Raw genomic sequence first — 12,988 nt, forward strand, 5'->3', positions numbered from 1 at the left:
CAGTTCAGACAGGGGCAGATGTGTTATTTACGTTGCCGCCCGGGTGACTACATTCTGGAACCTAAAGATTTCCCAAAGCTTGTTAGAAAATCACCTGAGTGGCACCATCTCCCGACTGCGGGAAACAGCTACCTCCGGCGCAGGGCTATGCTTCGTGGACAATTGGCGTGCGTTTTTAATGGAGATGAAATCCTCTGCTTACGGAAACTTAAACGCGAAGGCCAATGTCATCAACTTAACCAAATTTAAAGAGTACCTTGACAACTAAATAATGTACAAAAAATTTCGAATGACAAATCTAATAATTTAAGGTAAACTTAAAGAGACCAAGCGAAAAATACACAAGGCCTAAATAAAATTCATATTAGCGTGTGGTTTTATTTATGATTAAGAATGTATCTTTTCACTGTTCTTGGTCTCTTGCGCTCAGAATGTCGTCCGGGACGAATCGCTGAGCGCTTATTTTTTAGGACTTCCGACATCTTTTCCAGTATAGGTATCCTGGGGACAGCACCATACAACAGCACTACCATATTTTCACGCATTAGGTTTATCACCGCAGTTATGGATATCTGGTATACCCACTTACTCGCTTTCTTTTTTGTCCTTCTTTTTTCTGCTTCTCTTTTTAGCATTGCAGAAAGGTTTAATAAAAGCAGGCAGACGTAAAAATCCTGGCGTATCCCATCCGGACGGTATCCGGTAAACTTTTCCAGCTCTGTTTTATGTTTGATGTCTAGGTATTTTGTCTCAATACTCCAGCGCAGATGATATAAATGATAGAAGTCTTCCACTGTGTATCTGGGATCGAACAGGTTGGTGGCCAGATACTCTGTTTCCCCGGAGGGGAGATGGATTTTTAGGATTCTTTTTACAATGGAGTGGTTCCTGCTGTCTATAATGATGTTATCGTCTCCTTCCATATCCAGCACTGCCTTGGGGACGGCGCTCTGTAAACGGACTAGATATTGATATCCATGGTTTTTCAGGAACAGGTACATTTCCCTGGATGGGTATCCGCGGTCCAAAAGAATTAATTTTTTGGAACTGGTGAAAGAAGCGTCATCTGTTTTTTCAATCATGTCATAGCAGTCCTTTCGTTCAGAAGAAAACCGCCGTCCGATCACTGCATCTATAACGATATCATTTAAAACATCATAGAAAATAGAGGCAGAAGCAGAGGCATAAGTCTTTTGAGCATTTCCACAGGAGCCAAAGGTATCCCTGTTTTGGGGAGTATCCGGAAGAAGGAGGGAGGTGCCGTCAACAGCAAAAACGCGGTATCCATGCAGGGTGATCAGATCTTTTTCTATGCAGAAGCGTTTTGCCGACTGCCGAAACGCTGCATAAAAAGCCCCTGGATGGATCTTATAACGGGCTTTCGAAAAGGCCTGTGGTGAAAATACAGGTATGTCGCGGGAAGCTTTCATAAGAAAGGAAGACAGTTCTGTATGGAGCGAACGTTTTTGCGAAGAACAGATACAATAGAAAACCGTCTTAAAGTCCAGAATGCGTTTTCTGGAGAAAGCTTTTTCAGAAGTCCGGTTGTCCTTAATGAACTGAGGGTCGTCAAGTAACTGGTCCAATAATCCAAAGGTCTGATTTAAAGTATCAAACATAGGCACACCTCCTAATAGATGGTTATATAAGATGCATTGCACATCTTGGCTGCCATGTCAATACCTAAAGCAGAAATAAAACCAACAAAAATATCACTCGTTATTTGTGCATTATTTAGTTGTCAAGGTGCGTAATATCTAAAGTTGATGACATTGAACGCGAAGGCTTTCCTGAGCGTTTTATGCCTCAGTATGCAGAAAAGCTGCCAGTGGCAGGTTTTCTGCAGTTGTAGTTAGCAGAGAGTTCATCGGAATGGTGCACGCGTCCCCGAAGCATAGCCCTGCGCCGGAGGTAGCGTCCTCCTCATCCGATAACAAACCTGACCCGTCACCCTCATTAAAATTTTTGAATAACCCTCTACAACAGATATTCCTGGGCGGCGGTCACCGCATTGGCCCCGTCCGCAGCCGCCGTGACAATCTGTCTAAGAGCTTTTGTGCGCACATCCCCTGCTGCCAAAATGCCGGGCTGACTGGTAACACAGTCCTCTCCTGCCTTCACATAGCCCTGCCCATCCATATCCACCAGTCCTTTGAAGCCCTCAGAGTTGGGCAGAATCCCAACTGCAATAAATACGCCGTCCAGTGCAAGATTATGCTTCTCCCCTGTTTTCACATTCTCCAGCTTGACAGCCTCCACGCGGTCCTCCCCGTTGATCTCCTTCACCACAGTATCCCAGATGATCTCCACATTTTTGCAGGCGAACAGCTTTTCCTGCAGACTCCTGGCAGCCCTCAGCTCGTTCCTGCGGTGCACCAGATATACCTTCTCGCAGGCCCGTGCCAGGAAAATGGCATCCTCCACAGCCACATCCCCGCCGCCTACCACAACTACGGTCCGCCCCCTGAAGAAGGCTCCATCGCAGGTGGCGCAGTAGGAAACTCCCATGCCTGACAGCTCCTCCTCACCGGGAACTCCCAGCTTTCGGTGCTTTGCCCCTGTGGCCAGTATCAGACTCTTCGCCAAATAGGTCTGCTCCTCTGTCTCCACCTTTTTTTGCTTTCCTTCTATTATAATGCGCTTTACCTCCGCAGTCACAAACTCTGCCCCCAGGCTGTCCGCATGTTCCCTAAACTTCAGTCCAAGCTCATAGCCGCCGATACCGGGCAGCCCGGGATAGTTGTCCACCTCATAGGTATTGACCACCTGCCCGCCGCTGATATATTCCTTCTCAAGCACGAGTGTATCCAGCCTTGCCCTCTGTGCATAGATCGCTGCCGCCAGGCCCGCAGGTCCTGAACCAATAATGATAAGATCGTAAACTTTTTCCATATCTGATTCGCCTCCACATTTTAAATAGTCCGTATTGTAACTGTTCAGTACTCACAGTTACATGCAAAAATCCATTTAAAATCACCTTCGGTGATTGGGTTTTCGCACTCCTGATTCCTTTTCTTACGGTCAGCGCAGTAAATGCGCAGACCTGTTAAATAGTTACTCCGTATCTATATTATATATCACTTGAAAAAGAAATCATACCAAAATAATTGACAAACAAATATATTTCCTATATAATTATATCAATAACTATTACTGTTATCAAGCAAGAAAGGAGGAGCACATGGGTACATTAAAGTACAGCAGACAGCGCGAATCCATTAAAGATTTTTTGGCGTCCAGAACAGATCATCCTACTGCTGATACCGTATACACGAGTTTACGGGAAGTATATCCCAACATCAGCCTTGGTACTGTGTATCGGAATCTGGCACTTTTATCAGATATGGGAGAAATCCTGAAGATCACCACAGGTGACGGACCCGACCGCTTTGATGGAAACACACATCCCCACAATCACTTTATATGTAGAAAGTGCCATTCTGTCCTGGACCTGAAAATGGAGAATATTGACTCCATCATAGATGTGGCAGGCAAGAATTTTGAAGGTCAGATTGACAGTTATGTCACTCATTTTTTTGGTGTTTGCGGAGACTGTATAAAAAAATCATAAATTTGCAAAAACCTCTTGACGGATGGAAAAATTTATGATAAATTAATATCAGTAATCATTACTAATTTAAAAATGAAAATATTAAAAGAAAAGGAGATAAAAAATGGCTAAATTTGTATGTAATGTATGTGGTTATGTTCACGAGGGAGATTCCGCACCGGAGGCCTGTCCAATCTGTAAGGCACCTGCAAGCAAGTTCACAAAGCAGGAGGGTGAGAAGACCTGGGCTGCAGAGCACGTTGTAGGAATCGCTAAGGGTGTTCCCGAGGATATCATTGCTGATCTGAGAGCAAACTTCGAAGGTGAATGCTCAGAGGTTGGTATGTATCTTGCAATGTCCAGAGTGGCACACAGAGAGGGTTATCCGGAGATCGGCCTGTACTGGGAGAAAGCCGCTTACGAGGAAGCTGAGCACGCTGCTAAGTTTGCAGAGCTGTTAGGCGAGGTAGTGACAGACAGCACAAAGAAAAATCTGGAGATGCGTGTGGACGCTGAGAACGGCGCTACCGCTGGTAAATTTGACCTTGCAAAACGCGCAAAAGCTGCTGATCTGGATGCAATCCATGACACCGTTCATGAGATGGCTAAGGATGAGGCAAGACATGGCAAGGCATTTGAGGGACTTCTTAAGAGATACTTCGGTTAATCAAAACGCCGGATTTTAAAAGATTTTTGAAATTAAGGGAATGAAATAGGCAGGGACATTTTATATCTATAATGTCCCTGCCTGCTTAAATGGCTTTTTGCATGTAACTGTGAAGGTACTGAACGTTGCATCTTATCAATTCTTGGAATTTTCTGTCCCTGGCGCTCCTGTCACTGCAAGCAGTCCTGCCTTAGCCAGAGCCGGCCGCAGCACATTGTAGATCACTGCCACCAGAATTACAGAGACCACTGCATTCACAAATGTGGTTGCTGTGCTCCATTTCGCAAGCACACCCGCCATCTCCTGGGGCTGGCCCAGTATATACATTTTGTAAAAATACCCTGCCAGGGGATCAAAGATCACATTAAATCCCAGACCGCACACCGAGGCGATAGTACTCCACTTAAAAATGTATTTGGGATCTCTGCTCTTTCCGATCTTGGCAATTCTGTGGGCCACCAGTCCCGTGATCAGGCCAATGCAGAACTTCAGCACAAAGGTCTTGGGAGCTCCCAGAATATACACTGGGTCCAGCAGATCCGCAATTGTCATACCCACAGCCCCCGCCAGTCCTCCATATCCGCCGCCCAACAGCAGTGCGGCCAATACACAGAAGGCATTCCCGATGTGCAGGGACGTGGCGTCACCTCCGGGCATAGGTATCTTGATTTGTAAAAATGTGAAGGATACAAAACAGAGGGCCGCCAGCAGCGCCGTCTGAACCCATTTCATAAATACATCATTTTTTCTTTCCATGATAATCTCCTCTTTTCCTATAGGATTCCTATGTGATTGAGGAAATCTTACCACCAATCTGGTTTATTCTAAATATCCAGTTTTCACTTTTTTGTACAGACCAGTATTATTTTCCGCCGTTTGCAGGCTCGATGTTAATGGATTTGCCTTTAATCTTTGAGTGGTCCATGGCATTTAATACATCCCTGGCATTTTCCTTGGGAACCTCCACAAAGGTATACTTGTCATACATATCAATACTGCCAACCAGCTTACCGGGCATTCCCGACTCCCCGGCAATGGCTCCTAAGATATCCCCTGGTTTCACGCCCTGTTTCTTACCGATGTTGATAAAGAGACGCACCATGCCCTCCTCTGCACCGGTATCGCCAAAGTCATAGGAGTTTTCCACTGCTCCGTCCTCTGTTCCCATGGCTGACTTCAGAAAGGCGGCAGCCACATCCATGGCTGTGTAATCTTCCTCATTGATTTTCTGCTCAATGGCTGAGATCATTGCACTCAGGTCCTCATTCTGGATCACTGTACTGATGTCATCCAGTACCTTCTCCATTCTCAGTGCTGTCACATCATTTAAAGAGGGGATGGGCTGTGCATAGATCTTGGTCTTACAGTATCTCTGGATATCTTTCAGCTTGTAGACTTCCTTGCCAACAATAAAGGTGAACGCCTTGCCCACACGCCCGGCACGCCCTGTCCGGCCGATGCGGTGCACATAGAACTCGTCATCCTGGGGCAGGTCAAAGTTGAAAACCGCCTCTACATCATCCACATCAATTCCCCTGGCTGCCACATCCGTGGCAATCAGTATCTCTGTCTTCCCATTGCGGAAACCATTCATGACCCGGTCTCTCTGTGACTGCTTCAGGTCTCCGTGAAGGCCCTCTGCAAAATAGCCCCTGCCTTTCAGATCAGCAGTCAACTCATCCACACGTCTCTTGGTATTGCAGAATACCAGGGAGCGCTTAGGATTGTACATATCCAAAAGTCTGGAGAGCACCTCTTCCTTGTTCTTCTGCTTTACCTCATAGTAGTACTGGTCAATATTCTTGACCGTCAGCTCTTTCTTGACCACCTTGACCATAACAGCATCCTTCTGATAGTTCTTGGTGATATCCAGGATCGGCCCCGGCATGGTGGCGGAAAAGAGGATGGTCTGGCGCTCTTCGGGAGCATCCTTTAAGATAGTCTCAATATCTTCCCGGAATCCCATATTCAGCATCTCATCCGCCTCATCCAAGACAATGGTGTGCAGATAATCAAACTTCAGGGTATGGCGCCGCAGATGGTCCATCACGCGGCCCGGCGTACCGATCACAAGCTGTACCCCGCCTTTCAGGGAACGGATCTGTTTCCCGATGTCCTGTCCTCCGTACACCGGAAGCACTTTGATTCCGTGCATAAACTTGCTCAGGCGCCGTATTTCATCCGCCACCTGAATCGCCAGCTCCCTGGTGGGGCAGAGGACAATGGACTGCAGCTTCTTGATCTTGGGATCTATTTTCTCAAGCATGGGAATTCCAAAGGCTGCGGTTTTTCCGGTTCCTGTCTGCGCCTGCCCAATCACATCCTTTCCGGACATAACCTCCGGAATGGCTCTGGCCTGTATGGGGCTTGCCGCCTCAAATCCCATCTCTGTCACTGCGCGCAAAATCTGGGTACTCAGCCCCAGCTCATCAAATCTAACTGTCTCCATATTTACTTCCTTTCTTTATCAAAAACAATCGCCCTAAGACGGAAAACAGCCCTGCAACATAATCTTATGTACAGGGCTAAACTCACAATCTATTTTATCGTCATGTTTTCATCCGAACAAAATGCCACGCTTCGTATCATAGCATAAATGTGGACGCTATGTCAATGTAAACCTTCCTATTGTTACCATGCACACACATAAGCGGCATTTTTTCTGGGAAAACCCCGGGTTATCCGGCCTGCCATCTGACTGCTCCCAGGCAGTTTTAAGGCTAAGCGTGAATCTGCAGCAGCTTGCTTTTCAGCTCCCCTTCGATCCTCTGCATCTCCATCTCTGCAGCCTGGCGTTTCTCATGGCCCTCTTTCTGGATGCGCATCACCTCATCCAGGGTGGAAATCAGGCTCTCATTGGTCTGTTTCAGGGTTTCGATATCCACGATTCCCCGCTCTGACTCCTTGGCTGTCTCTATGGTGGCCATCTTTAGGGTCTGGGCATTTTTCTTAAGCAGCTCATTGGTCATGTCCGTGACCTCTCTCTGAGCCCTGGCCGCCTGTGTGGAGTGGGCAACGCCCAGGGCCAGCACCATCTGGCTCTTCCACAGAGGAATGGTATTGACAATGGTGGACTGAATCTTCTCCACCATAAGGGTGTCGTTGCTCTGAACCATACGGATCTGGGGGGCTGTCTGAATGGATATCTGTCTGGTGAGCTCCAGATCATGCAGCTTTTTCTCAAAGCGGTTACACATGGAATCCATATCCCTCACCGCCTGTGCGTCCTCCGGCAGTCCACTCTGAGCCGCCTTTTGGGTGAGCTGCGGAAGCTGGGTGGTACGCACCTCATTCAGCTTTTTCTTTCCAGCCATAATGTACATGGAGAGTTCCTTGAAATAAGTTTTGTTCAGCTCATACATCTTATCCAGCACAGCCACATCCTTCATCAACTGCACCTGGTGCCCCTCCAATACCTGACAGATCTTCCCCACATTCGTCTCGGCCTTGGCATATTTGCTCTTCATAGCATTGATCTTGTTGGTGGATTTCTTGAAGAAACCGAAAACACCCTTTTCCTCCTCCTCCACGTCGAAGCTCTTCAGCTCCGTAACCACGCTGGTAAGCATCTCGCCCACCTCGCCCAGATCCTTTGTCCTGACATTCTCCAGGGCTGACTCTGAAAAATCCGCCATCTTTTTTTGTGCGCCCACACCGTACTGCAGGATTACTGTGGAGTTGCTCAGATCAATTTGATTGGCAAAGTCATCCACCAGCTTTTTCTCATCATCCGTCAATATATCTTCATCAAAAACAGGCTGCTCTACCGGCTTCATCTCCTCTTTTATGACGGGCATTTCTTTGTCCTTTGCATTCCCAAAGGGGTTCAGGGTTAATGTAGGAGCCTCCTGAAAATCTTTAAATTCTTCACTCATTTTATCTTCTCCTTATTTAATCAGTTCGTATCTGTTGCGTTCCCTTGCAGCTACATCAATTCTTTGTAAAATCGGAATTTGTCAGCCCCTCCTGGGCCAGCATTGTCTGAAGTACCGAGATATCTGATGAGATATCCCACGCGGTATCCTGGAAAAAGCTATCCAGCAGATTCTCAAATGCCTGGTTGATGGTATCCAAAGTCCCTTCAATCTCCTGCTTAGAGGAGAGGATATTTGGCCCCTGCACCGGCTGGGAATCCAGTTCCTGGTATGCGTTTAAAAGCTTTACCGTGGTGGGCAGATAATAGCCCATAAACTTGTGCAGGTCCGAAACCAGCTCCGGACACTGCTCCACTCGGTTGAAAATCTTCTGGGTAATCAGTTCCATTCTGGTGATCTTAGCGGATATCTCCTCACCCGGAATGGCCTCATTGCTCCTGCGTATCTCCTGAATGTAGGCATTTCCCTCCTGAATGACCCTGCGTACCTCCTCCGGAAGCTGATTGCTGTCCTCCCCGGAAGGAGTCTCCTCAAGCTTCTCAGGTTTCCGCTGCTGTGCTTCCACCTGCGCCTGGGTCATCTGGTACTGCTTATAGATTTCATCCGTAACCATCAGGCAGGTGAGCTGCCTGTCCAAATGTCCCTGCAAAAACATATTCCGCTTCAGCATGTCCCTCACATCTTTGAGCACGTAGCTCTCCGATTTGCCAATATTCTGGGCCAGCTCTTTAATGGAACAATACTCTCTGCCCTTCAGGCCCCTCATGTATGTTTTAAAGCGCTTTACGCGCCCCAGTATCCTGGTTCCTGCCCCTGCCATAAAGGCGCTACCGATCAAAAGCGGAAGCAATATGCCCAGCGCAATGGTCTGGCCCGGCCCCATACCTGTGACCATTCCCACCAGGAATACAACCAGGGCCCCGATCCCCAGCCCTCCTGCTGCCAGATATCCGGTTATGGAAAGCGCCATCCCAGCGCCTGTCATTCCCACAGTACTTTTATACAGACGCGGGCCTGCCACCACATTCTTCGGAACTGCCCTTTTGCTGTCCCAGGGATTTTGCGGTCGCTCTGAGCGGTAACGCTTCTCGTACTGTCTTCCCGCATGGTTCAACTTTTCCCCTGCTTCATTGAGCTTGTCCCCAGCGTGGGCCAGCCCCTGGTTCACATTTTCCATGGCGTCATTGATCGTTTTTCCAATAGTTTCATTGAGCCTTTTAAAGTCCTGTGAATCGATAGCAGTCTGCACTAAATTTTTTATCTCATTTCCAAGATTTGACCAATCCTGATTAGCCATGATTTCCTCCTAAACTTCCATTCCTGCTTTGCAGGTGCGGACCTCCCGCATTTTTACCATTATTTTAAATTATATATGATAGAGTGGAAAAATACAATGCATTGCACTATGGAAATCACATATATGAAACCTTAATTTTTTTTTAACAAGAAATCTCCCCTTGCATTTTTCATCTTATTGGGTATAATATTATTATAGCAACACATAGTTTTAAAAACTACATGTCGAACTTTGTATATTGCAAAATAAAGTTTTAAAACTTAAATAAACCTGTCTCATTACTGTACAGACCGAAAAACAACAAAGGTACCGGACAGTTATCAGGTTTTTGTAAAAGGAGGAGATTATTATGACTGAAAAATTGAAAGCCGCACCCAAAAAACTCAAGGACCCCGGCAGCGCCATCACCCACTTTATCGGAATGTTGATGGCCATCTTTGCCGCCACCCCGTTGCTCATCAAAGCTACCCGGGAGCCTGACCGCATCCACCTGCTCTCTCTGGCAATCTTCATAGCCAGTATGATTCTGCTGTATGCAGCCAGCACGATCTACCACTCACTGAATCTCTCAGAGAAGGCTAACCGGATTCTGAGGAAGATAGATCATATGATGATTTTTGTCCTGATTGCAGGCTCCTATACACCCATCTGCCTTATTGTGTTAAATAATACCACAGGCAGGCTGCTGTGTGCCCTTGTGTGGGGAATCGCCATTGTTGGCATTGTGGTGAAAGCGTGCTGGATTACCTGTCCCAAATGGTTTTCCTCCGTGCTCTATATCGGAATGGGGTGGATCTGTGTGCTAGCCTTTACACAGATTGTCAATGCCCTGTCCCCGGCAGCCTTTGGCTGGCTCTTAGCCGGCGGCATCATCTACACAGTAGGCGGAGTCATCTATGCCCTGAAGCTTCCCATCTTCAATTCCAGACACAGTGCCTTTGGGTCTCACGAGATCTTCCACCTCTTTGTCATGGGAGGGAGCATCTGCCATTTTATACTGATGTATGTATTTGTAGCGGGAATGCCGGTTGCATAAATGTGGGTTGGTAGCTATTTCAACAGGTCTGCGTTTTTACTGCGCTGACCGTTAGAAAATGCCTGGGCGTACTGATTGCCCAGGCATTTCTCTATTCTGTCAATGGATCTAAATAGGTAACGAAGATGTTGCCGGCCTCCTCAAACAAAGCCGTGCTGTCATCCATTCCATAGTAGGTGAGTTCTGTATCCCCCTTCTTTAAAAGCCGGGTGTTGTACTCGTCATATCCGCCGATGATCACCGCACCGTCCGGTGTCTTGGCCAGCACCGGCGTGCCCTCACTCACAAAGTAGAGTACCTGCTCCAATGTGCAGCCGCTCAAATCCAGTATGGTCTTATCCATCTTAGCCTGAATGGCGTTCACATCCAGGCTGTATTCCATAAAGGCGCCCGGGAAGGTGTTTATATCCAAATCCAGTTTTGTCTTCTTATTTCCCCTCTCCCACACGATCTGCTGTTTCGCATTCACTACCACTCCCAGCTCCTCATCCGCCATCTGCACCGCCTGGTTTACTGCCGAGTAAATACCCTGCAGGGAACCTTTGGCATATACATAATACATATTGCTCTTCTTTTCCTTGGGTTCCAGAACAATCTCTCTGGAGCCTTCATAGATCACCTGTCTGCTGTGTACAATCTGGGGAGCATCCACGGCGCTGAGGCTCTTTCCAACCTTTAGAACCGTCTCCGTCTTCTTCCTATCCGTTTCCCTGCTGGCCAGACCGTAGGCATTCTCTTCGTCCGCCTCACTGCTCACGATGTGGTCCTCATCAATCTCCTCATAGCCGCCTCCTGCCTCCCGTATGCGGGTCAGCGTGATCAGCTTATCCTCAATCCTGGCATCCGATACATAGCTGCCGCTGGGTACATAGTCCTTCACCGTTTGCCCTTGTGCATTTACAATCAGTATCTCATTCATGGGGAAGAGCTCATATCCCTCGTGGGACACGTCAATATCTCCCTGGTCTGCCAGTCCGTATACCAGATCCTCCTCTATAAAGCCCAGAATGCGCAGCTTCTTTCCCGCAGGGGCTGTGATTTCCGTAGCTGCGTGGGTATCCAGGTCCATGACAGTGATGCCGGTGGAGTTGTAAAGCTCATTTTCCTTTGTCCATGCAAACCTCTTTCCGGTTTTGGAACCTGCATAGCAGCCTGGCGTCAGGTCGGAGACCAGATTTTCAACCTGGCGTGTCTCCATGTTGATCCCATACACCTCCCCGTCAATCACAGTGTAAAAGCCATTCCTGTCCTCCGTCACATACGCCAGCTGCTTCACATCCTGCTTCAGCAGGGCATAGGACTGTTTGGTGTCCACAAAAAGGCACTCATTTACCGTGTAGGAAGCGGCATCGTAGTAGTAGACAGCCACCCCGGATTCCCCCTCATGGCTGCCCCGGTTCATGTATCCGCAGACCAGGAAATAAATATTTCCCTGTTCGTCTATATTGATGATCTGTATATCATTCTGGCTGTACATATCCCGAATGCCCATATTTTTTTCCTGCGGGAAACTGAAGATCTCAGCCATCTTGTTTCCACTCACATCGTAGCACCACAGGGCGCCCTCACGCACAAAGGCAAAATAGTTGTTTTTCAGGTCATTCTTGTACGTGATCTCCTTACCGGCAATCCCCAGGTTGATTCCCTTGTCCGTAAACACCGGATTGCCCGGGTTGAATACTTCGCTGGTATTTCTCTCAAAATTCAGCAGCATCACGCGCGCCTCTGTGTAGCGCATCCGGTAATACTCTGATACGTGATACAGCTCCACATTGCCGTCATTATCCGTGGCTGAGACCATGTAATCCATGACCACCGTAGCGGTGTTCTCATTAATCTCCCGGATATTTGGAGTAGGCTTTTGGTAGACCTGGGGATTTAACTGGCCCCAGGTGAGCTGGCCGGAATCACTGTGAATGTTTACATACGCCAGCGTATTTTTATCCACCGAGTTGTCCGGCTCCATCACCTCGCCGATGTTGAAATCATTATTCACATTCATACATGCCTCATAGAAGCCTTTGACAAAGTCCAGATACGCCTCAGCGTGGAGTCCGTCCTCCCGGATGATCCGCGTGTAGTAATAGACCTCCCTGGTCCCCACCGTTACCGCTATCTTCAGCATGTACTCTGTGTTAATCAGTGTCTTATTCTGAAACTCCAGGGTTGCGGTTACGTAGTTCTCATCCTCCTGGATCTTTGTGACCTTAGTGTTCTCTAAAGAAGAACTCCCGTCAGCAGTCAGCACTTCGAAGCTGATTCCATTTATCTTTGTCTGAAACGGTTCCACCTGAATCGTCACCGAACGATCGCCCTCGATAGGTGTGAGCGCATCCCTCATAGCAGTCACGTCCATCTCTTTTACATAGCCGTGCAGACAGTTCATCTGCGTATCCCCGTTCATCATGTACACCAGCGGCAGAGTGGCCGCTCCCATGGCCTGTGTCGTGTCCGGTGTATCCCTGTTAATGAATTTTCCAATTCCAAACACTGCCCCTGAAAATACCAGAAGCAGTACCACTACCCTTATTATTATTTTCTTGACCATCTCTGTGTGCCTCCC

The 12,988-nt window shown here is 47.7% G+C and carries 10 protein-coding genes; 3 read left to right on the forward strand and 7 right to left on the reverse strand.

The features are described from left to right. Positions 1 to 377 precede the first annotated feature (377 nt). A complete protein-coding gene (locus AC0THY_RS02235) occupies positions 378 to 1,619 on the reverse strand; it encodes an IS4 family transposase (protein ID WP_489992825.1) in 1,242 nt (413 codons plus the stop codon). Between the two features lie 358 nt (positions 1,620 to 1,977). Then, a complete protein-coding gene (gene trxB / locus AC0THY_RS02240) occupies positions 1,978 to 2,892 on the reverse strand; it encodes a thioredoxin-disulfide reductase (RefSeq protein ID WP_489992843.1) in 915 nt (304 codons plus the stop codon). Positions 2,893 to 3,181: 289 nt separating this feature from the next. Between trxB and AC0THY_RS02245 the strand changes: the two genes are divergently transcribed. Both AC0THY_RS02245 and AC0THY_RS02250 read left to right on the forward strand, forming a co-directional pair. Then, entirely contained in the window at positions 3,182 to 3,571 is a 390-nt protein-coding gene (locus tag AC0THY_RS02245) for a Fur family transcriptional regulator (protein WP_489992844.1), read from the forward strand. Positions 3,572 to 3,674: 103 nt separating this feature from the next. After that, positions 3,675 to 4,217 (forward strand): NADH peroxidase, encoded by a 543-nt coding sequence (locus AC0THY_RS02250; protein ID WP_489992845.1) that lies wholly within the window; start codon positions 3,675 to 3,677, stop codon positions 4,215 to 4,217. Between the two features lie 135 nt (positions 4,218 to 4,352). Here AC0THY_RS02250 and AC0THY_RS02255 read toward each other — a convergent pair whose 3' ends face one another. The 4 genes from AC0THY_RS02255 to AC0THY_RS02270 all read right to left on the reverse strand — a co-directional run bounded on the left by AC0THY_RS02255 (position 4,353) and on the right by AC0THY_RS02270 (position 9,389). Next, a complete protein-coding gene (locus AC0THY_RS02255; protein ID WP_489992846.1) occupies positions 4,353 to 4,973 on the reverse strand; it encodes an ECF transporter S component in 621 nt (206 codons plus the stop codon). Between the two features lie 106 nt (positions 4,974 to 5,079). After that, positions 5,080 to 6,666 (reverse strand): DEAD/DEAH box helicase, encoded by a 1,587-nt coding sequence (locus tag AC0THY_RS02260; RefSeq protein ID WP_489992847.1) that lies wholly within the window; start codon positions 6,664 to 6,666, stop codon positions 5,080 to 5,082. 271 nt (positions 6,667 to 6,937) lie between these two features. Next, positions 6,938 to 8,092, reverse strand: a complete 1,155-nt coding sequence (locus AC0THY_RS02265) for a toxic anion resistance protein (RefSeq protein WP_489992848.1) — start codon at positions 8,090 to 8,092, stop codon at positions 6,938 to 6,940. A 55-nt stretch (positions 8,093 to 8,147) separates the two neighbouring features. Further along, on the reverse strand, positions 8,148 to 9,389 hold the full coding sequence (locus AC0THY_RS02270; protein WP_489992849.1) for a 5-bromo-4-chloroindolyl phosphate hydrolysis family protein: 1,242 nt from the start codon (positions 9,387 to 9,389) through the stop codon (positions 8,148 to 8,150). Positions 9,390 to 9,738: 349 nt separating this feature from the next. Between AC0THY_RS02270 and trhA the strand changes: the two genes are divergently transcribed. Then, positions 9,739 to 10,425, forward strand: a complete 687-nt coding sequence (trhA, locus tag AC0THY_RS02275; protein WP_489992850.1) for a PAQR family membrane homeostasis protein TrhA — start codon at positions 9,739 to 9,741, stop codon at positions 10,423 to 10,425. A 91-nt stretch (positions 10,426 to 10,516) separates the two neighbouring features. Here trhA and AC0THY_RS02280 read toward each other — a convergent pair whose 3' ends face one another. Continuing rightward, positions 10,517 to 12,973, reverse strand: a complete 2,457-nt coding sequence (locus AC0THY_RS02280) for a hypothetical protein (RefSeq protein WP_489992851.1) — start codon at positions 12,971 to 12,973, stop codon at positions 10,517 to 10,519. Between the last annotated feature and the right edge of the window lie 15 nt (positions 12,974 to 12,988).

This window comes from Ruminococcus sp. 8Y-12 (genome assembly GCF_058119865.1).

Coding starts and splice junctions, on each gene's coding strand:
- AC0THY_RS02235 (WP_489992825.1), bottom strand. CDS start 1,619: ATGTTTGATACTTTAAATCAGACCTTTGGATTATTGGACCAGTTACTT.
- trxB (WP_489992843.1), bottom strand. CDS start 2,892: ATGGAAAAAGTTTACGATCTTATCATTATTGGTTCAGGACCTGCGGGC.
- AC0THY_RS02245 (WP_489992844.1), top strand. CDS start 3,182: ATGGGTACATTAAAGTACAGCAGACAGCGCGAATCCATTAAAGATTTT.
- AC0THY_RS02250 (WP_489992845.1), top strand. CDS start 3,675: ATGGCTAAATTTGTATGTAATGTATGTGGTTATGTTCACGAGGGAGAT.
- AC0THY_RS02255 (WP_489992846.1), bottom strand. CDS start 4,973: ATGGAAAGAAAAAATGATGTATTTATGAAATGGGTTCAGACGGCGCTG.
- AC0THY_RS02260 (WP_489992847.1), bottom strand. CDS start 6,666: ATGGAGACAGTTAGATTTGATGAGCTGGGGCTGAGTACCCAGATTTTG.
- AC0THY_RS02265 (WP_489992848.1), bottom strand. CDS start 8,092: ATGAGTGAAGAATTTAAAGATTTTCAGGAGGCTCCTACATTAACCCTG.
- AC0THY_RS02270 (WP_489992849.1), bottom strand. CDS start 9,389: ATGGCTAATCAGGATTGGTCAAATCTTGGAAATGAGATAAAAAATTTA.
- trhA (WP_489992850.1), top strand. CDS start 9,739: ATGACTGAAAAATTGAAAGCCGCACCCAAAAAACTCAAGGACCCCGGC.
- AC0THY_RS02280 (WP_489992851.1), bottom strand. CDS start 12,973: ATGGTCAAGAAAATAATAATAAGGGTAGTGGTACTGCTTCTGGTATTT.